Consider the following 26,289-nt stretch of genomic DNA (forward strand, 5'->3'; position numbering starts at 1 on the left):
TTATAAAATGTTACCAATATCTAAACAAAATCCTTATTCATCACTTTTAAAAAAATAAGCTATGATATTCCTCTTTTTGTTTATGAAACAAAAGTAACTTTTTGATTTATGATAGCACCATACAAACAAAAAAATGATTTTAAAAATCATTTTAATTTTCCATTAAAAATTGTTTCTTAAACTAAGATGAGAACTCTCGAGTACTATTTGAGCAAAAAGTAAAACTCTCACCATTATGAATAATAATAAATAATGTACTGATTACAAATAATAAGTTTCAAAAAATTATAAAAACTCCTGACAACTTTCTGAAATAATTTTAAAAGCCCCACGTCTTTTAATGAACAATTTATTTGTTATTAATAACAATAAAAAGCTCCCTATTCAAATATCTGTTACATTATTTAAGAGGACAACATTCTCTTTTTTCAAAAGCATATTCCTAAAACATATTCTTTTCTTTATCCACACAAAATCATAAAAAACGTTTTTTTCCTTTACACCTCATTTATATCATGCTTCGATACGAAATAATGCTTTTTTAGCGTAATTTAATCTCAAAATAATTAAAGGGAACCCCCAAAAAATGAGCTACAAACAAAATTTAAAAGATAATTCTCAGAATAAGTTACAGCGTGGACTACACAACCGACATGTACAACTTATAGCCATTGGTGGTGCTATTGGAACAGGTCTCTTCATGGGGGCAGGAAAAACAATTAGTGTAGCAGGTCCTTCCATCATACTCGTTTATGCTATTATCGGTTTTGCTCTATACTTTGTCATGCGTGCTATGGGAGAATTGTTGCTTTCTAATTCACAATACCGATCTCTTATTGATTTTTCAACCGATATGCTAGGACCGGGAATCGCTTTCTTTGTTGGCTGGAGCTATTGGTTGAGCTGGGTTGTAACTGGAGCTGCTGACATTATTGCCATCATCACTTATATGAACTTTTGGTGGCCAACACTCAATCCATGGTTTACCGTTTTTACCTGCATTAGTGTCTTTTTAATCTTTAACCTCTTTGCCGTGAAACTATTCGGTGAACTTGAATTCTGGTTTGGTCTTATCAAAGTCGTCGCAATTTTAGCATTAATTGTTGTGGGATTTTATATGATCGTTACGGGCTTTACCTCTCCCAATGGTACGGTTGCTTCTCTCAATCACGTATGGAACGATGGCAATATCTTTCCGCGAGGAATGACAGGTTTTTTTGCTGGATTTCAAATTGCCATTTTTTCTTTTGTTGGTATAGAAATTGCTGGAACAACCGCTGCTGAAGTAAAAGAACCTAAAAAAGTTCTCCCCAAAGCAATTAATGCAATACCGGTCCGTATTGTACTCTTTTACATTTTTTCTCTCGCTGTAATTATGTCTGTCACACCTTGGGATCAAATTGTTCCAGATAAAAGCCCCTTTGTCTCGATGTTTTGGCTTGCAGGCATTCCGATAGCTGCCGGCTTGGTAAACTTTGTCGTTATTACCTCAGCTGCCTCTTCAGCAAATAGTGGTATTTTTTCTACCAGCCGTATGATATATGGACTTGCAACACAAAAAGGTGCCCCTCCAATTTTAGGTAAACTTTCCAGATACCATGTTCCAGCCAATGCTCTATTCTTTTCCTGTTTATGTATTTTAATAGGGTATACAATTGCCTCACTCTCTCCAAGCCTCATAAGTGCTTTTACAATTGTGACAAGCATTTCAGCTATTGCATTTTTATTCGTATGGTCTGTAATTTTGATTAGCTATATTGTGTATCGTCGCAATCGCCCTCATCTACACGCTGAATCCATTTATAAAATGCCAGGAGGTGTTATCATGTGTGGGATAATTTTAGTTTTCTTTGTTTTCATGCTCTATTTGTTGACATTAGAAGCTGATACTCTACTAGCCTTAAAATATAGTATATTCTGGTTTGTTTTCTTAGGTATAATGTATTTTATGTTTGTAAAGAAAAAAATAACTCAAGGTAACAAATAAAGTCTATACATAAAAACATCTCAAAAAAGGGTAATTTTAGTTACCCTTTTTCTACTTAACCTCCTCCCCAAACATCAAAAAACGACGATTCCTACCGGCACCGGTTTGTAAACAATCCGGCTTATTAAGGGGGAATGCTGCTGATCATTTATATGGTTCACCTACATAAGGCTCTATGGGCTAGCCCTGCCCTGAACACTCACCACCCATTCTAAAAATACTTAATGCGTAAAATGTTATATGCTTTATATCACTACTCTACACAACAGTATTTTACTGCACAATAGGATAAGAAACGAGCTATTCTGTAAAAAATTCTCTATAAACTTCACTGACATTGTTTACTAATAAAACATGAGATTTATCTAAAACTTCCCCCCCCAAAAAAATTTATATTCAATTTTTTATCAAAATTAAAAATATAGCTCTAAACAGAATATATCTTAATAGCTATCTGCAATAAAAAAAGATTCTATGAAAATATTTTTCTATTTGTAATAAATTTTAAATATTAATAATCAAATGTAAAATTTAAATATATTTTTTAATGTTTTAAACAATAGTTTAACTATTTAAACTTATTTTATTTATATACAAAGTTTTATATTTAATAAATTTACAATTTTATTTATATTTTTATATAGCTAAAAATATAAATAAATAAATAATTTTAAATATAAAGATATTTATATAAAAAATTAATATAAATAAATATACATAAATATATATTATTATTTATATACAAATAACAATATATATAATATAAATTATATTATATATTATATATATTACTTATGTATAAAAAATAAAAAATCAAAAAAATATAATACAATTTATATTTTGTTTATTATATATAAAATAATTATTCCATAAATTAATAATGTTTTTGCTTTATTCACATATAGTAATAGAAAAAAATTCCTTTACTCCTTAACCATAGCGTGTTCCGATAGAAGGAATTACCTTTTTTAGGGTAATTTTTATTTAAAAATAACTAAGGAGAACTCCCCAAAAATGAACAAACAAAATTTAGAAAAAAAACCTAAGAAGAAATTGCAACGTGGACTACATAACCGACACATACAACTTATAGCCCTTGGTGGAGCGATTGGAACAGGTCTCTTCATGGGATCAGGAAAAACAATCAGTGTAGCAGGCCCCTCAATTCTACTCGTTTATGCAATTATTGGTTGTGCTCTATACTTTGTCATGCGTGCTATGGGAGAGTTATTGCTTTCTAATACACAATACCGATCTTTTATTGACTTCTCAACCGATCTTCTAGGGCCATGTGCCGGATTCTTTATCGGCTGGACATATTGGTTGTGTTGGATTGTCACTGGAACTGCTGAAATTATTGCTATTGTCACTTATACACATTTTTGGTGGCCTGAACTCAATCCGTGGATTCCTGTTATAATTGGTCTTATGTCCTTTTTAATTCTTAACCTCGTCGCCGTAAAACTATTTGGCGAACTTGAGTTTTGGTTTGGTTTTATCAAAATCGTAGCAATTCTAGTCCTAATCGTTGTAGGATTTTATATGATCTTTACCGGTTTTGTCTCTCCAAACGGTACGGTTGCTTCTCTTAGCCATATATGGAACGGTGGGAATATTTTTCCGCGAGGAATTACAGGCTTTTTTGCTGGATTTCAAATTGTTATTTTTGCTTTTGTTGGCATTGAACTCGCTGGAACAGCTGCTGCTGAAGTAAAAGAGCCTCAAAAAGCTTTACCACAGGCTGTTAATTCAATACCAATCCGCATTGTATTCTTTTATATATTCTCTCTTCTTGTGATTATGTCTGTGACGCCGTGGGATCAAATCAGTCCAGAAAAAAGCCCATTTGTAACAATGTATGCACTTATTGGTATCCCAACTGCTGCAGGTTTGATGAACTTTGTTGTCCTCACAGCTGCCGCATCTTCAGCAAATAGTGGAATTTTTTCTACCAGCCGTATGATATATGGGCTAGCAACACAAAAAGGTGCTCCTAAATTTTTAGGAAAACTTTCTCGTAACCACGTTCCAGCCAACGCATTATTCTTTTCATGTATATGCATCTTATTTGGTTATGCCGTTGTATCGTTATCTCAAACACTCATAGCTGCTTTTACAATTGTTACGACAATTGCCGCAACTTTGTTTATATTTGTATGGTCTATCATTTTGATCAGCTATATCGTCTATCGCCGCAATCGTCCTCTCCAGCATACTGTCTCTCCTTATAAAATGCCAGGAGGTGTTGTTATGTGTTGGGCGCTTCTTGTTTTCTTTGCATTCATTATCTATTTATTGTCATTAGAAGCTGACACTGCCATAGCTTTAAAATACACTCCAGCGTGGTTCATATTTTTAGGAATTGTATACTTTCTTTTTGGGAAAAAGAATTATGCAAAAAATTAAAAAATAAAGCTTATGTTTCAAAAACATATAAAAAAGGGTAACTAAAGTTACCCTTTTTTGATATTTATCTATAAAATTATAAAAGCTATTGACAAAATATCTCTGAAGAAGCTTCAATTACGCTCTTTATCAACCAAAGCATTCGATTTTATCCAAGGCATCATAGAACGAAGTTTTTTACCAACTTCTTCAATAGGATGATTATCATTTAAACGCCGCATACTTTTAAAATGAGCAGCACCAGCTTTATATTCTTGAATCCAATTCGATGTAAATTTACCCGTTTGAATATCTTTCAATATACGTTTCATTTCTGCTCTGGTTTCATCCGTAATCACACGTGGACCAGACATATATTCACCCCATTCAGCTGTATTAGAAATCGAATAATTCATATTTGCAATGCCCCCTTCATACATGAGATCAACAATCAGTTTAACCTCATGTAAACACTCAAAATAAGCCATTTCTGGTGCATAACCTGCTTGTGTTAATGTTTCATAACCAGCTCGAATCAATTCAACAAGACCTCCACAGAGAACCGCTTGTTCACCAAAAAGATCAGTTTCGCACTCTTCTTTAAAAGTTGTTTCAATCACCCCAGCACGTCCACCACCAAGACCACATGCATAAGATAATGCTAAATTATGAGCATGCCCTGAAGCATCTTGCGCCACCGCTATTAAGCAAGGAACACCACAACCCCGTTGGTATTCATGACGAACTGTATGCCCTGGACCTTTAGGAGCAATCATCACAATATCAACGTTTTTTTTAGGTTCAATCAAGCCAAAATGAATGCTCAAACCATGCGCAAAAGCAATCGCTGCCCCATCGTGTAAATGATCATGAATATGTTCCTTATAAATATCAGCTTGCAATTCATCTGGTGTTGCCATCATGATGAGATCTGCCCATTTTGCTGCTTCAGCAACACTCACCACTTCAAAACCATCAGCCATGGCTTTTTTTACTGTTTCCGACCCTGAACGCAAAGCTATTTGCACATTTTTAACACCAGAATCTTTCAAGTTTAAAGCGTGCGCACGCCCTTGAGAACCATAACCAACAATGGCTACTTTTTTCCCTTTAATGAGATTAACATCCGCATCACGATCATAATAAACACGCATAAAAAATTCCTTCTTTCTCTATTTAAACTGGATTTCAGATTACTTTTATTCAATAAGAAACATTATCTACAGTGCATCACACACTTATAAAGACAAAAAACACCGCTTATAAGAACACAGCAATTGAATAATTTTAAAGTTTACATATTGCATAGAAAAAACTGTAGTCCCCAAACATTCCTAAAACATATACGGATCCCCAAATAAACTTCAACTGCTATTCTACAAAAACAATAATTACACAAAATAAGATTTCTAAAGAAAATTTAGCTAATATTCTACTCTTTTATCGTGCAACAAAACGCTATATTCTAAAAATTAAGATACAACACACAATTTTTAACATGAACCAAATCAATACGGATAGCAAGAAAAATTACAAAATAACAAGTATTGTTTTAATACAACCTTCAAAAGCATATACAACAATATCTTTAGAATAATAGAGAGGATGTTTTTACTTTTTACGTTCTTTTAATATCCACGCCTCTCACACGAAGAAGCCCCCATACGGCTATTATGTTATCCATTTATGGCGCCTTATAAAAAAATTTTAATATGCTCAAGCCCTTTTCAAGAATTCCCTATAATAGTGTAAGATTTATTGCACATCACTCTCTTTACTTCATAAAGCTACAAGTCGATATCATCATTCTATTTAACAGCTCCTATTGCATTAAGCTTATTCATAAGGAGATTTTACGTTATACTATTTACAGATAACCCAAAAATGAGCTCCAATATCAAGAAAATTTATGTATTAATCCATTAAAATCCTACGCACTCCTTTATAAGGGAAATACTTTCAAAACCCTACTTCTTCTCCATTCAAAGAAATTATAATAAGAAGATTTTAAAACTTCCTCATAATGGATAGTACAAATAAAAAACATCGCATGCACTCAAAAACAAAAGATAGAAAGCAACCAATAAATAGAGGAACAATAGAATATTTATAATGCACGATAATAGTGCTATTTATATCAACATATATAAAATTGTTTTTTAAGATAAATTGGCAAACCTCTATAAAAATTTCTTTTCCAATTTTTATAGAGAGAAAAAGATTACGATAACAACCGGATAAAACGCTGAACAGTCTCATGTATTCCATACTCTAATGCATCAGCAATGAGCCCATGGCCAATAGAAACTTCATCAAGCCAAGGAATATTTTTGACAAGAGCAGGAAGATTCATAAGTGTCAGATCATGCCCTGCGTTTATACCTAACTGCAATTCTTTTGCTCTTCTTGCTGCTAAAACAAGTTTATTGAGCTCTTGATCTTGTTTTGTTTTATCCTGAAATGCACCACCGTAAGGTCCCGTGTAAAATTCCACACGATCAGCGCCCATTGCTTTAGCAATATCAAGACCATCGACAGTAGGATTAGCAAAAAGGGATACACGAATCTTTCTGTTTTTTAAATTCTGAATAATAGGTGCTAAAAATTCTGCATCATGAGCAAAATTCCAACCATGATCAGACGTTGACTGATCTGGATCATCAGGAACAAGGGTAATCTGATCCGCATAGTTTTTAGCGATATCCAAAAATTGATCACTGGGATAACCTTCAATATTAAACTCAGCAGTAGGAAAAGTGTTCTTTATTAAACAGTATATATCTGGTAAATCCGCAAAACGAATATGCCTTTCATCAGGGCGCGGATGAACCGTCAAACCTGCTGCTCCAGCAGCAAGCGCTATATGCCCAATATTCGTTATACTTGGCCACGGAAGATTACGTCGATTACGCAAAACAGCAACAGCATTAAGATTAACCGAAAGTTTTACCGCCATGCCCATTTCCATTTTTTTATAGTGTGTAACAAGATAGAAAAAAGGCATTTTCCATCTGAAACTTAGATGATATACACATCTTTTTTCTATCGAACAATCGTTAAACGTTCTGCTGCGCGGGTAATTCCCGTATAAAGCCAGCGCGCATACATATCACGAAATGCAAAACTTTCATCAAACAAAACGACATTATTCCATTGAGAACCTTGCGCCTTATGAACCGTTAATGCATACCCATAATCAAAATCATCATATCGCTTTTTTAATTGCCATGAAATTTCTTGATCAGGGTTTTCAAACGCTGCTTTTAAAAGTTTAATCTTTGCTACCCCACGCTCACTTTCTTCTGGTTTCACAAGAAGATTAATACTTGGTTTAACGGTCTCCTTCTGTGAAGTCATCACCTTCCATAAAGAGCCATTCAACAAACCTTTAATCGGATCATTTCGCAAACACACCAGCTTATCTCCCGCTTGTGGATAATCTGCTGTAAATCCCTTTAACACACGCAAACGCTGATTATAAAGGTGGCGTGTACGATTAACCCCTACCAAGACCTGATCAGCATCCAAAACCAATTGTTGATTGACCTCTTTACGTGTCACAACGCGCGCTTCTCCATAGTCACCATAAGCAATATCGCGTCCTTCACGTACATCCATAGCAAGACGTATAATCGGATTATCTCGCGCTTGCCGATGAATTTCTGAAAGAAGAAAATCTGGTTCTCCATTAGAAAAAAAGCCTCCACCTGATATAGGAGGCAATTGACCTGGATCACCAAGAACAAGAATTGGCGTTCGAAAACTCATTAAATCACGGGCCAATTTTTCATCTACCATCGAGCACTCATCAACAATAATGAGTTTAGCTTGTGCAGCAGCACTTCTTCGATTTAACGTAAATGTTGGAGCAATAGATTTTTTTCCTGTTATTTCATCGGAAACTTCCTCTTCACCACGTGGACAATAAATTAGCGAATGAATCGTACAAGCATTGCTTGCACCTTTAGAACGCAAAACCTGCGCCGCCTTCCCTGTAAAAGCAGCAAATTGAACAGAACCATCAACTGTCTCTGCAAAATAGCGCGCAAGCGTCGTCTTACCCGTCCCCGCATAGCCAAAAAGGCGAAAAAGAGGAGAACGCCCTTCCTTCAACCACGCGGCAACAGCCTTCAATGCATTATCCTGTTCCCGTGAAAACTGCATAGCTTACCAACATAAGATTTGCATAAAAAGAGCAGTATTTTGAAAAAAACCAACTATCAAGAAAAATTTTTTTATTAAGAATTGCTGACACACACCCATCTAACAACTTTCGTAGCACAATTATCAATTATTTACCCATTGTTTTTTCAAGATATTGTAACAATCTAAATTTTATCTATACATCGATCTTCTTGGTAACACCTTATGCGTATCAAATAAAATATCATTTTTTACAACAGTAACACCAACAATGGAAGATGCATATCTTAAATTTAAAATAACACCTCTATACGCTTTTTCTAACCAAAATTTAGAATGAGAAAAAGAGCATTGCAATTGCAAAACCCTCACTAGAAAAAATGTCCTTAACAGGATAAGAATAATGTAATTTTATGAATACTATTTTACACAATCAATCAGCTTTCTTGCACATAAAAATAAAGTACATCCACTATTATGAAATTATAATTAAATATATCAAAAACCTTTTGGCAAAAATAGAAATAGCTCTCAACAAAACGACTTAATCCTATGATGATACACCTATAAAGTTCCTATCTCCCTCTTATCATGATTTTAATAAATTTACTCTTCATGCTACAAATAAGTGATATCTCAACGAATAAAGAGAGACATCACACTTATATGAAGCACGCTTTATCTCGCACAAATATGTAGCTTTTTCTGTTTCAACAATAAAATATGGTTCGTAAGTATGGCCTTCTTGGTAGTCTATTATAGAAAACTGGGACATGGCTTCAGTCCAGCGTAGCACTTCAGGTTCATCCTCTAGAATATGAGAAAAGCGCAATTCTCCATCTATTGAGTTAAACTTTTTCTTTTTGTCGCAATGTTTTAAAGTTTATACAAACTAACTGATTAATGCTATTCTTATTGCTAGAAATAACAATGAAATCAAGGGGGATAATTTGTTAATAGGCTTGGTGTTATATCAAAATATCAGCGATGAGATTGCTTTTTGGTTGTTTTAGAAATGAAATAATGAGCTCAAATATTGATGAATGAAACGGAAGGTTTAAATTGAAAATATTAATTCCAGATGACTATCAAAAAGCCACTCTAATATTACAGTCTATTACAAAATTAATGAAATCGCATGAAGTGCTGGTTATAAATAATTTAGCTAAAGAATATGATTTAGAAGATAGGCTCAAAGAGATAGATATTCTGATCTTAATCAGAGAGCGGACTATAGTTGATAGAAATCTTCTCCTGAAACTGCCAAATTTAAAATTAATCTGCCAAACAGGCCCTATAGGTTCACATATTGATATAGAAGCTTGTAGAGACTTAGGAATTGAAATATTAGACGGTGGTGGAGATCCAACTTCTGCTGCTGAATTTGCGTGGCTCTTAATTATGTCTGCGCGTAGAAAACTCTGTAAATCTGTATCTGATATGAAAAAAGGACGATGGCAAACAACATTTGGCAACCAAATGAAAGGGGCTACTCTTGGAATATTCGGGTTTGGCCGTATTGGTAAAATGGTTGCTCAATATGCTCAAGCTTTTGGCATGTCCATTTTGGTTTATGGGAGCGAGCGTTCGACGCAAGAAGCAAAAAATTTAGGTTATCATTTTACGCATTCAAAAGATGAATTTTTTACACGTCCTGACGTTATATCCGTCCATTTACGTTTAAGCGATAAAACCAGAGAAATCATAAAATTAGATGATCTATTGAGCATGAAACCTCATGCTATTTTTGTCAACACAGCGCGTTCAGCTTTGGTTGAAAAAGGGGCGATAGAAAAAATACTAAGTTTGGAAAATTCAATTTACTTTGCACTGGATGTTTATGACAGCGAGCCAGTATATGAGAGCAAATTATTGCAATCAGATAGAGTTCTTTGCACACCGCATCTGGGCTATGTGACTGAAGAAAGCTTTGAGAATTATATTGAAAAAGCTTGCCAAAATATAGCGTCTTTTATAAAGAGCACTTAATGCCGGCTGAGCCAATGTTTGTAAAATTTATCTTATATCGCTAGCGTATCAAATTTGCACTACACATAATAGCTTATTTCCTTAAATGAAGCATATTCCTTAGCTTTCATATTAATACCAATAGTATGGACAGATTTTTATGTAATCAGCATAAAATACCTAATTTATTGTTGCAAGCATTATTAAAAAAGGCTACTTCATTGGAATACACTTTAATTGGAGGGGGGCGGAGTGAGCAATAATAAATTTATAGGAAAAAATTATTATAGATGGATTATATTGCTTGTTGCCACTATCGCTCAAGCATCAGCCTGCTTCTTTGTTCAAGGGATTGGTCCTTTAGCTGAATTTTTTAAGAAGGATTTCTCGCTTAGTGATTCTCAGATAGGTTTACTATCTTCAGCAGCGCAGTTCCTACCTATTATTGGATTACTTGTAGCTGGTGAATTACTAGACAAGTTTAACGAGCACTATATTATTGGAGTTGGCGCGATCGGCGTTTCTGTCGCTCTTTTGTTGGAAGCAATCGCAGATAACTATATTTCCCTTTTGGTTTGTTTGCTAATTGTAGGGGGATTTATAGTTCTGCTCAACTCGGTAGTGCTAAATCCGTTTCTTCATGGTTTCCACAATCGCAACGCGGATTTGCAATGGGAATAAGGCAGGCGGGGCTACCATTAGGTAGAGGGCATTAGCTGGGTATAGTTATTCCTGCGAGTGCCCTTGTCTATGGCATACAAGGTGCGTTTTTGGTCGGTACCATAGTTTCTTTTTTAGGTGGATGTATATTTATTATTTTTATCACTCACCAGCAAAAGTTATCACTATCGTTCCAGAAAGCAAGGCAAGAATTTCGTTCTATGCAAATGTAAGATCTCGTCTTGCAATGTTGGCTGCGCCTCATATGAAGAATATTATTTTTCCAAGCGTTTCACTTGTGATCGTTCAATATGTTTTAACTATTTTTATAACGATCTATTTTTATAGAATTTATCACCTGTCTCTAGATAAAAGTGCTTATTTATTTTTTGTTTCACAGGCTTCTGGTGCCTTAGGAAGAATTATTTTAGCAGCGTGGCGTGATCATTGTAAAAAAGGACAATTTTTTCCTGTCTTGTTTTGCATGATTGCAATCGTTTTTGGATTTTTAATATTAATTTTGGGCATAAGTGGATCCATAATTTATTTAACTATTTTATCTGCTTGGTTAGTTTTTTGGGAATGGAATGGTATGGCCCTTGGGCTGCTTATATTGTAGACTCTTAAGCCGAAAGAAAGCGTTGTGTTTTCTCTGGGTTTAGCAATATCTGTAAATCAAATCGCAATTATTACTACTCCACCATTATTTGGATTAATCCAAGATTTTACAGACACTTATTTACTAACATGGCTGATTTTAATTATTGTTTTTTCACTTTTTTAATAAAAAAGTAGGGAAATATAATTGGGGAAATTATAATGATAAATGGAAAATACTTTTTAGTTGAGCAATGTCGAAAGAGACAAACTTTGAGAGGCTTTAGACCATGTTATTTATGATCCATACGGTGGTATTGAATATTCGGTTAAGCTAAAAAAAATAGCATTTTCGCTGCTACCCCATAGAATATTGACAATTCTTATGAATCAAAAGATGTCTATTACCCCTAGACCATATTTAATCTTTGAAAACCTTCCTATTGATAGACAAATTAATATGTCACCTAATCCTTACAATTTAGATGCGTCTTGTAAAAGTGGCTATATTAGCGAAAATTTAATTATGATGTTTTCTTTATTGATCGGAGAGCCTTATTCAATTAAGTTTGAAGGCGAACATATAGTAAATAACCTAGTTCCTTTAGAGGATAATAAAAAAGATTATACAGGATTAGGATCTGAAGTTGAGTTAGATTTTCATATGAAAATGCTGCACTAAAATTTATAACGGATTTAAATTTATCTCCTAAAGGGGATACTTTTATCTGGTGTTCGCAATGGTGTTGATGGTCCGTTAACGAGAATATCTGATGCACGTCTAGCTTTAAAACTTTTAAGTGAGGAGGATTTGAGGAGCTTAAGGGATAATTTATATATAATTAATGTTCCCTATAGATGGAGAAAAAATGGGGTAACTTCTACAAGTAAAGTGCCCCTCGTTCAAGGGGACGGTGAATTCCCAGATATCAGCGCTGTTTTTTATCCAGGCATGTTAGAGCCACAGTCAAAAAAAGCCAAGGAAGCTTTAGATCATTTTTATGAAGCTATTAAGGCTATATCTTTTGGAATTGATGTACAACCAGGAAGATTATTATACATTGATAATAGAATGGCCCTACACTCTAGAGATAAATTTTTTGGATCATTTGATAGTTATGAAAATCCAATGCGATGGATTCAAAGAGTGTTTGTGTCTGCAGATTTATGGAATCATAGATATATAGAACAAATAAAAGAAAGAATATTTAATTTTCAATGTTAATATCCTGATAATGATATGATGTTGAGTATTATTCTGGTTTATATATTGACGATACATCTCATATGTATAGGCTTCTCCCGCATAATCATACCTGATTATAAGCTATGGTGACCTATTGGTTTTCTATGGCTGCATTTGATTTTTGTTATTTTTTCCCTTCCTTTCAAACCGCTAGGGGGATTTTCCTATCAAGCCCCTGAAAGAGCTATTTGGAGTAATTTCATAATGCAAAACCAAAACATAGTAACAAACTTTTCTATTGTTTTCATAGGCATAATGGCTTGCATGGTTGCACCCTTCAAGCAGTGTGGCTTTTTTTCTTGCACGATGAAATCATTCATATATGAGACAACATAATTAATTTATAACAGATAATTCAATGTATTATCTAAAAAATGCAACGAAATAGCTATTAATGTGAACATATGAATTAAAAAAACAAACATCGCGTACAAATAAATTCAAACATAATTGTGCACACGACTTATAACATTTTTTAGATGAACAAATAATAATACACCCCATGTCTTTAAACAAAGAATGAAAATCATAAAATGAGCTCTAAGGATAATAGAAACTCTCCACAAAGAAGAGACAGAGATGAAGACTCCAAAGACTTCATCATCACCATCCTTCACCATTTTGTTAACATATTCATTTTATACAAGAATCTTTCCCTCGGAAGAAATAGCATTTGCAATAGCTTCTTCGCTTGCCTCATCGGGTAATAACATCTCATTATGAGCACATCCCGATGGGATCATAGGAAAACAGTTTTCTAAATGATAAACACGACAATCAAAAAGAACAGGCTTATCACAGTCAATCATCTGCTGAATTTTATCATCAAGTTCATCGGGTTTTGAACAATGAATTCCCACGGCTCCATAAGCTTGTGCCAATTTCACAAAGTCAGGCATAGATTCCGTATAAGAATGAGAAAGACGATTACCATGCAGCAATTGCTGCCACTGGCGGACCATTCCCATATACTGATTATTTAAAATGAAAATTTTCACCGGTGTGTCATGCTGAATAGCTGTTGCAAGCTCTTGAATATTCATCTGAATGGAGGCATCACCAGAAATACACACAACAAGCGCATCAGGATGCGCTATTTGAACACCTATAGCAGCAGGTAAACCATACCCCATCGTTCCAAGACCACCAGAAGTCATCCAATGTTTTGGTTCATCAAAATGATAATACTGCGCTGCCCACATCTGATGCTGCCCGACATCCGTTGTAATATAAGCATTCGCATCTTTGGTAAAAGCATACAGCCGTTCAAGAGCATATTGCGGCATAATGACATCTTTTTTCTCCGCATATGCCAATGAATTACGAGCCTTCCAACGGTTAATTTGCGTCCACCACGCCTCACGGACTTCACTGTTAAACGCTGGTTGCTGTATCTTTAAGAGTTGCGTCATATCTCCTAAAACACAAGCCACATCACCAATAATTGGAACTTCTGCTTTTACAATTTTATTGATAGAAGAAGGGTCAATATCAATATGAATAATACGCGCATGAGGTGCAAATGCATCAAGGCGCCCGGTGATACGATCATCAAATCGTGCTCCAACAGCTAACATGACATCACAATCATGCATGGCCATATTAGCCTCATAGGTTCCATGCATTCCAAGCATTCCAAGCCAATTTTTACCGGAAGCAGGATAAGCACCAAGTCCCATTAATGTTGAAGTAATCGGAAAATCCCCCAATTGAACCAAATTACGTAAAAGCTGTATAGCTTTCATCCCCGATGAAATAACACCACCACCAGAATAAATAATAGGGCGTTTTGCCTCAACTAAAAGAGAAACGGCAGATTCAATAGCCTTAGTATTCCCTTTCAACGATGGAAAAGAATGTAAAGACTCCTGAACTTGAGGTGCTCTATAAAATCCTGAAGCAAATTGAACATCCTTAGGAATATCAATCAAAACCGGCCCAGGACGACCTGATTGAGCAAGAAAAAAAGCTTCATGAATAATAGCCGCAAGATCATTGACATTTTTAACCAGCCAATTACGCTTCGTACAAGGCTTTGTAATTCCAACTGTATCAGCCTCTTGAAAAGCATTTGTTCCAATCACCGTTGTTGACACCTGCCCAGAAAAACAAATAAGAGGTATCGAATCCATAAGAGCATCTTGCAAAGGTGTAACAGCATTCGTTGCCCCTGGACCAGAAGTCACAAGCATAACCCCTACCTTCCCTGTGCTGCGTGCATAGCCTTCAGCTGCATGCCCTGCGGCTTGTTCATGGCGCACCAAAATATGCTGGAGTGTATCTTGGTGATAAAGAACATCAAAAATAGGCAAAACAGCCCCACCAGGATAACCAAAAATATGTTCAACGCCTTGATCTATAAGAGCTTGAACCACTATTTCAGCGCCCGACATTATTTTTCCATCTGCACTCTCTTGCTTTCTTGGATCATTTCTCATTTTTCCCACTCACCTACTTTATAGGACAATAAAAAAGCCCCTAACGGAGCCCATAAAAAAAGCCCCCAAAGGAGCCCATTACACAACACATACTGTATGATTACCCCCATTATTCCAACGTATAAAATATATAAAAAATTCCTTGTAGAGAGATTTCTAATTCCATTGATACCATTCGTCAATAAAAAATTATATTTTCTAAAAAATTTCTTTTTCACGAATTATCTTTTATCTTTCGATAAGTTTCTTTGCAAAGCTCTAACTCTTTTATCAAAAAGTAAGCATCCATTCTTCATCAAATTGATTACGAAACCATGTCATTTGTCTTTTTGCATATCTCCTCGTTTGTATTTTCACCGCTTCAAGAGCACTCTCAAAGCTTCTATATCCATCCAAATAAGCCATAAACTCAGGTATACCAATAGCCTTCATTGCTGGTAATGAAGGGGAAAGTTTAAGTTTTTTCATAGCCACCACTTCTTCTAAAGCTCCTCTTTCAATCATAGAATCCAAGCGTTTATGAATACGTTCATAAAGCAGAGGACGTGGTGGCATGAGAAGAATTTTTTCGGTCAAATTTGGCGCAATGAGAGGTGTTGTTTTTTGTTTCTGCCACCAACTGAGCGACTTACCGGTTGCATCATAAACTTCCAAAGCACGTACAATACGCTGTCTATCGTGCGAAGAAATTTTTTCAGCAACAACAGCATCAATCTGCAACAACTGGCGATAAAGACTTTCAGGTCCCTCTTTATCAAGCAGCAAACGCCACTTCTGCCGCACAACATCTGGAACATGAGGGATTTCCGAAATCCCCTCTAAAAGAGCACGAAAATAAAGTCCTGTTCCACCAACAAAAATAACTGATCTTAAAGAAAAAGTAGCCAATAGCTTCTCGACATCACACAACCATTGCCCTACTGAATAGTTCAAAGTAGGACTCACATGACCATAAAGATAATGGGGAACAATCGCGGTGTCAGCCTCCCTCGGCCGTGCCGTTAAAATATTTAAAACATCATAAACCTGCATTGAATCAGTATTAATAATGAGAGCATTTTTTTCTTGAGCCATTTGCAAGGCAAGTTCTGACTTCCCACTTGCCGTTGGCCCTGCTATTAATGTAACTGTTCTCTGTGTCATGAATAGCAATTTCTCCCAATCAATAACTTATTGCAACATGCAGACACCCCCAAAGCCTTCCTGTATTTTCTCTCCATTATCATAGAGTAAATACTTCAAACAAAAATACGAACACAAATTCCCCTTAAGACAAAGCCCCTTATGAAACTTATAAAAAAGAAAAAATGGACTTAATAACAACACCAAAGGAATTTCCAAGCATTTTTTGCTATCATAATTCAATAACAAACCACAGCTATAATAATTCTGTCCGTTAAGGCCATTAAAAATATACTCTTTGTCATCATTTATGAAAATAATACTAAGTTTAATCTATACAATCAAATAGCTTTATTTTTTCCTATAAAAATAGCATGCTACGCCGGTTTATAATAAGAGCCTCATAAAGTATCATATCAATACCATTTACTTGCGCATCACAAGCAGAGATAAAAATGGACTTAAGAAAGGTGTACCAATATCTCTTATGCAGCATTTCAAAGTCTAGGCTGTTACAATATTGAGAACTGAAAAATACTATGATGACACCAATTTATACTTTGATATTCAGCATAAAGATATAATAATTTCCAATGGATTTTATATTGCACACCCCATACTCTCTATCGTGAAATGAGCTTGAGAAATATTGGACATCACATGGCTGACTTGCAAAATATCCCACACACTAAGGCTGATAAAAAACAAAAAATAATTTTTTAAGGATCAATCCATTAGGAGCGTTACGAACCGTAACTCTCCATCTGGACGCGCTACAATAAATAGAGCATTTTTGCGTCCAGCTTCACGTAATTTATGAATACGTTTTTTAGCCTCATCAATTGTTGTGATAGAACTCTGATTGATATCAACAATCACTTCACCAACGCGAATACGCTTTTTATCCGCGGCACTATTTTGTGCAACAGATGTCACCACTAGTCCTCGAAGTTTATCTGAAATTGAATAACGATGACGCAAATCCTCTGTCAGTTCAGATAACGTCATTCCCATAAATTGCATTGTCACGTTTTTCGACAGATCTTGATTTTTTTTATCATCAACTTCTTCTGTATCTTCATTTGGATCTGTTTCAATCAAACGTCCAAGCTTAACTTTTACTGTTGCTTCTTGCCCATTGCGTAAAATAGTAACGTCCACCACTTTTCCTTCTGAACTTTCTGCAACTAAACGCGGCAAATCACGTGCATGCTTAATTTTGGAATTACCAAAGGAAAGAATAACATCTCCAGTTTGTAACTGGCTATTATCTACATTATTTTCTTCCGTCTGTTCTATTTTACCAGCCACCAATGCTCCCACAGCATTGTCCAATTTTAAACTTTTTGCAATATCCTCTGTTACCGGCTGAATACGAATAGCCAACCAACCACGCCTTATTTCTCCAAAATCACGCAATTGATTGATAACAGAAAGAGCCATATCCGATGGAATAGCAAATCCAATACCGATAGATCCTCCCGAAGGTGAAACAATTGCTGTATTAATGCCAATGACTTCACCATTTCTATCAAATAACGGCCCACCAGAATTTCCCCGATTAATTGCTGCATCTGTTTGAATAAAATTATCATAGGGACCAGCATTAAGATCACGGTTACGTGCAGAAATAATACCAACCGTCACACTTCCACCAAAACCATAAGGATTACCAATAGCCATAACCCAGTCACCAATACGTGCTTTTTCTGAGTCACCAAAACGCACAGCTTTTAATTTTTTACTTCCTGCATCGACTTGAAGCAACGCCAAATCAGTTTTGCTATCCTTTCCAAGAAGCTTTGCCTTTAGTTTTGTACCATCCGTAAAATTAACTTCAATATCATCAGCATCTACAATAACATGATAATTTGTAACAATAATCCCTTTTTGCGCATCAATCACAAAACCAGAGCCTAAAGAACGCACCTTTTGAAATTGACTATCTTTTTGACCATCCTTGGGTGTAAAAAAATCACTGAAATATTCCTCCAGCAATGAATCTTTTGGGATAACGGGTACCGAGGTGTTTGCATCCTGTTCTGTTCCTTCAACAGTCTGCGCCGTGGAAATATTCACAACTGTTTCCAAAAGCTCAGAAGCTAAATCAGGAATAGAAAGCAATGCCTTGCTTGTCTCGGCTCCCCAAGACAAACTCACTGATCCTGATAGAAACAAAGTCACACAAAAAACAACTCTTGTGATAAAAAACTTTAAAAACGTATTTTTACTCACGATACTTCTATCCATGACATGCCTTTAATCAAAGATGCAAAGAGCCCCACTAAATTTATCTACGTAAAACCAGCACGGCTCGATACTCTCTACCACTTTTACCATAAAAGAAAATGGTCACAGATCATTCTTTTCATGCAAAATCTCGTATCTGCAATCCATTATTTTATCTATTCTCTCCCGATTTTGGATCAGTTTTACTGAGGCCAGTATTCATTGTCGGTAAGAATGCTTTATTTGCCTGCGGCGGATTACGAAAATAGAAAAAGAAATCCTCATTTGGAGAAATCACCATCGGTGTTTTCTCTAAATTCTTGTATTGTTCCATCGCCAACCAAAAATCGTAAAAAGACGGATTAGCCTCCCTCGCATTCAATAGAAGACGAATACTTTCAGCTTGACCTTCACCACGGGTAATTTCAGCATCACGCTTTGCAGCTGCTACAATTTCTTCATATTCACGATTAGCTTCTGCCACAATACGATCTCGCTCCTGCTGACCACGAGCCCGGATATTTTCCGCAGCAGCTTCACGTTCAGCTGCCATTTGCCGATAGACATCTTCTGAAACAGCATCAGTCAAATCGGTTTTACGAATACGCACATCAACAATGGTAATACCCAACGAGCCTGCATCTACAGAAAATTGCTTCTGTACTTCAGCCATCATCGCGCCTCGTTCATCCGATAAGGCTGCTTTAAATTCTCGCTTACCATAAACAGCACGCAAAGCGTCAATAAACCGTGGTGCAAGGTTTTCACGTGCCGCAATTTGTGGACGCCCAGAAGCAATGCGCTGTAAAAACAACTTAGGATCTGTAATACGGTAAATAAAGAACGCATCCACCTCATAATACGCACCACCACGAACCTGTACAGATTGTGTAGGAACATCGTAACGCAATAACCGATTATCAACAATGATCATCTTATCGATAAAGGGCACCTTGAAATAGATTCCAGGATTAGATTCTACCTGAACAATTTGTCCAAAACGCTTAATTGCTACTTGTTGACGAGGATAGACGATAAATACGGACATCCACAAAATCATCAAAACAAACACTATAGCACTAAAAACAAACAAAAAGCGAGATTGCTGCATAATTAATCTCCTCCAGAAATACGAGAATCTAAGAGTAACGCAGGACGCGCTGCTGTTGCCTTTACTTTTTCCGATGACTTGCTACGCAACAATTCATTCAAAGGTAAATAAGGCACCGCTGGAGAATTTGCCTGATCAAGAACCAGCTTATTTGGTGAAGAAAGAATCCGCCCCATCGTCTCCATATAGAGACGGTAGCGAGCAGCTTCTGGTGAAATCGCAGCCTCTCGAGCTATCGCCTGAAAACGTTCAGCACGCCCTGTTGCCTCTTCAACCATTTGTGCCTTTTCACCTTTTGCGATTTCCCGTGTGCGTGAAGCTTCACCATTTGCTAAACCAATTTTCGTAAAACGCACACGATTCCCCTCTTCAATCATTCTTCCACGTTCCTGCTCCGCCTGCTGAACAGAATTAAACGCAGCAGCAACCTTTGTCGGAGGAGCAGCTTCACTGATAGAAACACGGCTTATTTCGACACCAAGTTGATATTTATCCACAGTCAACTGGATAATCTTTCTAACGTCATTAGCAACTTCTTCTTTCTTGTCACGTAAAACATCATCAACCGGCCGCGAACCAATGACCTCACGCATTGCACTCTCAGCAACTTGGCGGACAGTTCCCTCTTGATCATTCACATTGAATAAAAACTGACTAGGGTATGAAATCCGATAATAAACGGAAAAATTAACATTAACGATATTTTGATCACTCGAAAGCATTAAACCATCACTTTGTTGCGCCTGACCGGGCTTCCCACCAATCGCGATTGTTTTTTCCGTTAAAGGTACTTTCATATAGGTCTCAATTGGCCAAAAATGAAAATGCAACCCATCACCAATAATGCCTTCTTTAGGGATGCCAAAGCGCAACTCTACCGCTTGTTCATTTTGCTGAACAATATAAATTGACTGGTATAGCCAAAAAAACACAATAAGCAGAAGGAATAAAACAGAAAAACTGCTTCTCCCGAATTGTTTAAACTGATCCTGCCCTTTGCGCAAAATTTCATTAAGATTAGGACCATTTTCGCCACCAGAACCAAAGAGATTCTTAGCTGGTGTCTTTTTGTCACCACTGTTTTTATCGCCACTCCACGGGCCACCACCATTTTGATTTGTCCAGGGCATTATCACCTCTTTAACTGATTACCACTACTCGAACACCAACCATTTGCTTGATCTTATAGGGTGTCTCTTACCTCATTACAATACAACTGATAAACCCTTTCACTTCATATTACAAAAAATTATTTCCGCTCATAAACAACAAAACGTGTCGGATGACTATCTTTATCCCCTTTTGGAATATCTTGTGTTTGCACAATAGTCCACTTTTCTTTATCAAAAACAGGAAAAAAACTATCACCTTCTATAGAAGCTAAAACTTCTGTAAGGAATATTTTATCAGCCATATGCAACCCTTGTTGAAAAATTTCACCCCCACCAATAATAAAAATTTCCTCTACATCATTTTGAGAAGCAACATTTGTTGCAAGAGAACAAGCTTGCGATAAAGAGTGAGCAACATCAGCCCCTTCAGCACAAAAGGTACAATCACGCGTAATGACGATATTTGTACGCCCTGGTAAAGGTCTCCCAATAGAATCCCAAGTTTTTCTTCCCATAATAATGGGCTTACGCAACGTCAAAGCTTTAAAGCGTTGCAAATCCGTCGATAAATGCCACGGCATGGCACCTTCACGACCGATAACACCATTTTCTGCAACAGCAGCAATTAAACAAATGGAAATCGTCATATTGCTACCGGCGCTTTAATATGGGGTTGTGCTTCATAATTAAGCAACTCAAAATCCTCAAATTGAAAAGAAAAAAGATCTGTTACCGCTGGGTTTATGCGCATACATGGCAAAGCATTTGGTATACGAGACAATTGATATTTTGCCTGTTCAAAATGATTAGAATAAAGATGAGCATCTCCCAGAGTATGAATAAAATCGCCTACTTTAAGACCGCTTACTTGCGCAATCATCATCGTTAGCAATGCGTAGGATGCAATATTGAATGGAACACCTAAGAAAATATCCGCCGAACGCTGATAAAGTTGACAAGATAATTTCCCCTCCGCAATGTAAAATTGAAAAAGACAATGACACGGAGGCAACGCCATTTCCTCTATTAATGCAGGATTCCAAGCTGATACAATCAAGCGACGAGAATCTGGCGTCTCCTTAATCATCGTTAAAAGATTGTTAATTTGATCAATATGGCGTCCATCAGGAGCGGGCCAAGAACGCCACTGATAACCATAAACAGGACCAAGATTTCCCTTTTCATCAGCCCACTCGTCCCAAATTGACACACCATGCTCTTTCAACCAAGCGATATTTGTATCGCCTTTAAGAAACCACAAAAGTTCATAAATAATTGAACGTAAGTGTAGTTTCTTTGTTGTCAACAACGGAAATCCTGCTTGTAAATCAAAACGCATCTGATACCCAAAGATAGATCGCGTTCCAACACCCGTTCGATCTGTCCGATCAATACCCTGATTTAAAACATGAGATAAAAGAGCAAGATATGATTTCATGAGGGTATTATGTCCGATTCTTCTTATTATAGAAAATAAAAACTGTAAAATCCGTACAAACATAATTCAAATCTTTTTCCAAAAACATCTTACACAAGAAATTATCATGATCTAACTAAATTTTTGATGCAAAAGATAAAATACTATAGACAGCTTCTAAAAAAATGACATAAATGAACAAAGATGGATGAACATCAAATAAAGGGATCGACTATGGAAAAACAAGAAGCTTTAAAACCACATGATACAAGAAAACGTATCTGGGCTATCGTGTCCAGTGCATCAGGTAATCTAGTAGAATGGTATGACTTTTATGTTTATTCCTTTACATCTATTTATTTTGCATCACAATTCTTTCCCTCAGATGGCAATGACGTTACGCAACTTTTAAAAGCGGCGGGTGTTTTTGCTATTGGTTTTCTTATGCGCCCAATCGGCGGATGGCTTTTTGGCTTCATTGCCGATCGTTACGGACGCAAACGCTCAATGCTTATCTCTGTTTTTATGATGTGTGGTGGTTCGTTCTTAATCGCCCTACTTCCTACCTATGAAACCATTGGAATAGCAGCAGGAATTCTTTTACTTTTACTCAGAATGCTTCAGGGGCTTTCTGTCGGTGGTGAATATGGTACAACAGCAACTTATATGAGCGAAATCGCCCTCAAAAATCGCCGCGGATTTTTTAGCTCTTTCCAATATACCACACTGATTGGTGGTCAACTTCTAGCCAGTCTCGTTATATTCATTTTAGCGCTTTATCTCACCGAAGATCAGCTAAAAGCGTGGGGCTGGCGTATTCCATTTGCCATTGGTGGATGCGGTGCAATTGTTGCGATTTATCTACGCCGCACACTCCATGAGACAACGACCAAAGAAAGTCGTTCTAGTGCACAAGCTGGTAGTATTAGGGGACTTCTGAGCAACCACCGAAAAGCTTTCTTTCTGGTTATTGGCTTTACAGCTGGAGGATCGCTCACATTCTACACCTATACGACTTACATGCAGAAATATCTGATCACAACCACTGGCTTTGATAAACATACAGCCACAACAATCATGACAGCTGCTCTCTTTGTTTTCATGTTACTCCAACCCCTCTTTGGTGCTCTTGCAGATAAAATTGGAACAAGAACTTCACTCCTTATTTGGAGTGTCTTATCTATTATCTTTACCATTCCTGGACTTAATATGATTGGTAGTACTGATAGTACATGGATTGCTTTATCAGTCATTACTGGAATGCTCTGCATTATGAGCTTTTATACATCTATCTCTGGCATTGTAAAATCAGAAATGTTTCCTGCTTCAGTACGAGCAATAGGAGTTGGGCTCTCTTATGCTATTGCCAACGCACTGTTTGGCGGTTCTGCTGAATATGTCGCACTTGGATTAAAAGATCTTGGATATGAATCTGTCTTCTATTTTTATATAACCGGCATGATGATTATTGCATTCATTGCTGTTCTCTTAATGCCAGATGCTCGCAAAAAAGGGTATTTACAAGGAGACGATATTCATTAACCTTTAATGTTAACAAACAAGGATTTTAACAAAAAAGCCCAGAGTACTGGGCTTTTTTTTATATTCTTTCCGATAGAAGTTTAAAGCTCACAATTTTTTATCCCTTCAAACACTCTAAAGAAGCAATGTTCCCTCCTGCACACGCCGCTTATAAAAATAAATGGCTTCATATTATTATGTAATAAATACTTCTTTAGCTGAATTTAATTCACTGAAGATAAAAAACGTTTGATTTATTTTAATATTCCCATGCCCACTCAAAATCGAAGAAAAGTGATTATCTTTCAAGATAATTTTATCAATAATAAAGATTACACTCATGATTTTGTTTAATACGTTCTTAATAGTACCCCCTCATGCAAAACAAATCCTTTCATGAAAAATAGAAAATACCATTATATTATGAATTCGCACACTTTTTTGAGAAACATTTCTCAATGCACCCAACTCCATTTCACAACGGCACCCGTGAATGACATAACGTAAAAGCCCCGTAAAGTATAAACATGGGCATCACTCTCTTTACACTTAATAAAAGTGCAAGCCGCTATCATTATACTATTGAGGAACTCTTAATATTGTACTCCCCCTTAACACTTAAGATCATTCCTAAAAATTATTTTAACTGATACACCAACCTCGCATGAAATAGTCAATAACATCATTTTACGAAACAACATCCAGCATATAAACTAAAGAGTATCATATCTTCATAAACACTCTGCATATGCAAATAATTCACAATCAAACAAAAAATAATATTTCCTTAAGGATAGTAAAAAGCGTATGATTTACGCAATGTAACAACACCATGAGCCCAAAACACCACTGATAGCTCTAGAAAAAATCTTTATGTTTCCCTAAAAAATTATCATGATACAATGGCGTTTTTATAATGCACATCGTAAATAGCTTTAAAAAGAAGAAAAGTTATAAATCTAAAAGGGGAATACTTCATGAATAATCAAACAACTTTAGATCCACATGATACAAGGAAACGTATTTTTGCTATCATATCCAGCGCATCAGGAAATCTGGTAGAATGGTACGACTTTTATGCTTACTCCTTTGCATCGGTTTATTTTGCATCACAATTTTTTCCTGAAGATGAAGATATTGTTACACAACTGTTAAAAACGGCAGGAATCTTTTTTATTGGCTTTCTTATGCGTCCAATTGGAGCATGGCTCTTTGGATACATTGCGGATCGTTATGGACGTAAACGCTCAATGCTTATTTCTGTTTTTATGATGTGTGGTGGCTCTTTTCTCATTGCCATACTTCCCACTTATAAAACCTTGGGAATAACAGCAGCATTTCTTCTCCTTTTAGTCCGTATGTTTCAAGGGCTTTCCGTTGGCGGTGAATATGGTACAGCAGCAACGTATATGAGTGAAGTTGCGCCCAAAAATCGTCGTGGTCTCTTTGCTTCTTTTCAATATGCAACAACGATCTCAGGTCAACTTCTGGCAAGTTTTATAATATTTATTTTAGCCATTTACCTTAACGAGGATCAGTTAAAAGCATGGGGATGGCGTATTCCCTTTGTCATTGGTGGCTTTGGAGCAATCGTTGCAATTTATCTGCGTAGCTTGCTTCATGAAACAACAACCCTCAAAAGCCGCTCTGAACAACACGCTGGTAGTCTTAAAGAACTTTTTCGTAATCATAAAAAAGCTTTCTTTTTGGTTGTTGGCTTTACAGCTGGTGGATCTCTCACATTTTATACATACACCACTTATATGCAAAAATATCTGATCACAACCACTGGTTTTGATAAACAAACCGCAACAACGATAATGACTGCCGCCCTCTTTGTTTTTGTGCTACTCCAACCCCTTTTTGGTTCCCTAGCCGATAAAATTGGAGCAAGAGCTTCACTCATTAGTTGGGGGGCATTATCCATTATCTGCACCATTCCTGTACTTAAAATGATCGGTAATGCCCATAATCCATGGACAGCACTCTTAATTATTATTGGAATACTCTGTGTTATGAGTTTTTATACGTCCATTGCTGGTATCATAAAAGCAGAATTGTTCCCTGCTTCAATCCGAGCAATTGGTGTTGGATTTGCTTTTGCCATTGGCAACGCACTCTTTGGCGGTTCTGCTGAATATGTAGCGCTTGGATTAAAAAATATGGGATACGAATCTGTTTTCTTTTTTTACATCGTTGGTATGATGGTCATTGCACTCATCTCTATTCTTCTTATGCCCGATATAGATAAAGGAGGATATCTCGATAAAGACGATAAACTTCATTAAACTTATTTTCTGGATAAAAAAAGCCCACGAAATTGGGCTTTTTTTGATCTCCTCTCCACCCTAGT

General features: G+C 36.2%; 19 protein-coding genes. 9 read left to right on the forward strand and 10 right to left on the reverse strand.

Annotation, left to right across the window (positions count from 1 at the left end):
* Window positions 1-586: 586 nt before the first annotated feature.
* Window positions 587-1,987, forward strand: coding sequence for an amino acid permease (locus ACFIK4_RS07040; RefSeq protein ID WP_375612030.1), 1,401 nt, complete (start codon window positions 587-589; stop codon window positions 1,985-1,987).
* A gap of 1,014 nt (window positions 1,988-3,001) precedes the next feature.
* Entirely contained in the window at window positions 3,002-4,393 is a 1,392-nt protein-coding gene (locus tag ACFIK4_RS07045) for an amino acid permease (RefSeq protein WP_375612029.1), read from the forward strand.
* Window positions 4,394-4,506: 113 nt separating this feature from the next.
* Here ACFIK4_RS07045 and ilvC read toward each other — a convergent pair whose 3' ends face one another.
* The 3 genes from ilvC to ACFIK4_RS07060 form a co-directional block, all read right to left on the reverse strand.
* Window positions 4,507-5,526, reverse strand: a complete 1,020-nt coding sequence (gene ilvC, locus ACFIK4_RS07050; RefSeq protein ID WP_375675592.1) for a ketol-acid reductoisomerase — start codon at window positions 5,524-5,526, stop codon at window positions 4,507-4,509.
* Between the two features lie 1,067 nt (window positions 5,527-6,593).
* Window positions 6,594-7,328 (reverse strand): pyridoxine 5'-phosphate synthase, encoded by a 735-nt coding sequence (locus tag ACFIK4_RS07055; protein WP_375613393.1) that lies wholly within the window; start codon window positions 7,326-7,328, stop codon window positions 6,594-6,596.
* A gap of 86 nt (window positions 7,329-7,414) precedes the next feature.
* Complete coding sequence (locus ACFIK4_RS07060; RefSeq protein WP_375612026.1) at window positions 7,415-8,536, reverse strand: ATP-dependent RecD-like DNA helicase; 1,122 nt, start codon at window positions 8,534-8,536, stop codon at window positions 7,415-7,417.
* A 1,041-nt stretch (window positions 8,537-9,577) separates the two neighbouring features.
* Here ACFIK4_RS07060 and ACFIK4_RS07065 point away from each other — a divergent pair.
* The 5 genes from ACFIK4_RS07065 (at window position 9,578) to ACFIK4_RS07085 (ending at window position 12,965) form a co-directional block, all read left to right on the forward strand.
* Window positions 9,578-10,504 carry a D-2-hydroxyacid dehydrogenase family protein gene (locus tag ACFIK4_RS07065; protein ID WP_375675595.1) on the forward strand — a complete coding sequence of 309 codons (927 nt, stop codon included), beginning with the start codon at window positions 9,578-9,580 and terminating at the stop codon, window positions 10,502-10,504.
* Between the two features lie 231 nt (window positions 10,505-10,735).
* Window positions 10,736-11,164, forward strand: a complete 429-nt coding sequence (locus tag ACFIK4_RS07070) for an MFS transporter (protein WP_375646564.1) — start codon at window positions 10,736-10,738, stop codon at window positions 11,162-11,164.
* A 121-nt stretch (window positions 11,165-11,285) separates the two neighbouring features.
* Window positions 11,286-11,762 carry a hypothetical protein gene (locus ACFIK4_RS07075; protein ID WP_375675598.1) on the forward strand — a complete coding sequence of 159 codons (477 nt, stop codon included), beginning with the start codon at window positions 11,286-11,288 and terminating at the stop codon, window positions 11,760-11,762.
* Between the two features lie 375 nt (window positions 11,763-12,137).
* A complete protein-coding gene (locus ACFIK4_RS07080) occupies window positions 12,138-12,422 on the forward strand; it encodes a hypothetical protein (RefSeq protein ID WP_375675600.1) in 285 nt (94 codons plus the stop codon).
* Window positions 12,423-12,506: 84 nt separating this feature from the next.
* Window positions 12,507-12,965: a TauD/TfdA family dioxygenase gene (locus ACFIK4_RS07085; protein ID WP_375675653.1), complete on the forward strand. Its 459-nt coding sequence runs from the start codon at window positions 12,507-12,509 to the stop codon at window positions 12,963-12,965.
* A gap of 659 nt (window positions 12,966-13,624) precedes the next feature.
* Here the strand turns inward: ACFIK4_RS07085 and ACFIK4_RS07090 are convergent.
* The 7 genes from ACFIK4_RS07090 to ACFIK4_RS07120 form a co-directional block, all read right to left on the reverse strand.
* Window positions 13,625-15,424: an acetolactate synthase 3 large subunit gene (locus ACFIK4_RS07090; RefSeq protein WP_375613385.1), complete on the reverse strand. Its 1,800-nt coding sequence runs from the start codon at window positions 15,422-15,424 to the stop codon at window positions 13,625-13,627.
* A gap of 270 nt (window positions 15,425-15,694) precedes the next feature.
* Complete coding sequence (gene miaA / locus ACFIK4_RS07095; RefSeq protein ID WP_375671896.1) at window positions 15,695-16,567, reverse strand: tRNA (adenosine(37)-N6)-dimethylallyltransferase MiaA; 873 nt, start codon at window positions 16,565-16,567, stop codon at window positions 15,695-15,697.
* Between the two features lie 705 nt (window positions 16,568-17,272).
* On the reverse strand, window positions 17,273-18,796 hold the full coding sequence (locus ACFIK4_RS07100) for a Do family serine endopeptidase (RefSeq protein WP_375638325.1): 1,524 nt from the start codon (window positions 18,794-18,796) through the stop codon (window positions 17,273-17,275).
* Window positions 18,797-18,947: 151 nt separating this feature from the next.
* The gene (gene hflC, locus ACFIK4_RS07105; protein WP_375638326.1) at window positions 18,948-19,886 is read right to left on the reverse strand and encodes a protease modulator HflC; all 939 of its coding nucleotides are present in this window, start codon (window positions 19,884-19,886) and stop codon (window positions 18,948-18,950) included.
* Window positions 19,887-19,888: 2 nt separating this feature from the next.
* Window positions 19,889-21,016: an FtsH protease activity modulator HflK gene (gene hflK / locus ACFIK4_RS07110; RefSeq protein ID WP_375613382.1), complete on the reverse strand. Its 1,128-nt coding sequence runs from the start codon at window positions 21,014-21,016 to the stop codon at window positions 19,889-19,891.
* Window positions 21,017-21,135: 119 nt separating this feature from the next.
* Window positions 21,136-21,645: a dihydrofolate reductase gene (locus ACFIK4_RS07115; protein WP_375628859.1), complete on the reverse strand. Its 510-nt coding sequence runs from the start codon at window positions 21,643-21,645 to the stop codon at window positions 21,136-21,138.
* On the reverse strand, window positions 21,642-22,436 hold the full coding sequence (locus ACFIK4_RS07120; protein WP_273722957.1) for a thymidylate synthase: 795 nt from the start codon (window positions 22,434-22,436) through the stop codon (window positions 21,642-21,644). Before ACFIK4_RS07120 ends, ACFIK4_RS07115 begins: the two co-directional genes overlap by 4 nt.
* 213 nt (window positions 22,437-22,649) lie before the next feature.
* On the opposite strand from ACFIK4_RS07120, the gene ACFIK4_RS07125 reads away from it, so the two are divergent.
* Window positions 22,650-23,957, forward strand: coding sequence for an MFS family transporter (locus ACFIK4_RS07125; RefSeq protein ID WP_375675605.1), 1,308 nt, complete (start codon window positions 22,650-22,652; stop codon window positions 23,955-23,957).
* 956 nt (window positions 23,958-24,913) lie between these two features.
* A complete protein-coding gene (locus tag ACFIK4_RS07130) occupies window positions 24,914-26,224 on the forward strand; it encodes an MFS family transporter (RefSeq protein WP_375668345.1) in 1,311 nt (436 codons plus the stop codon).
* Window positions 26,225-26,289: the final 65 nt, after the last annotated feature.

It is taken from the genome of Bartonella sp. AP9QHHD (assembly GCF_042195625.1).
Taxonomy (GTDB): Bacteria; Pseudomonadota; Alphaproteobacteria; order Rhizobiales; family Rhizobiaceae; genus Bartonella.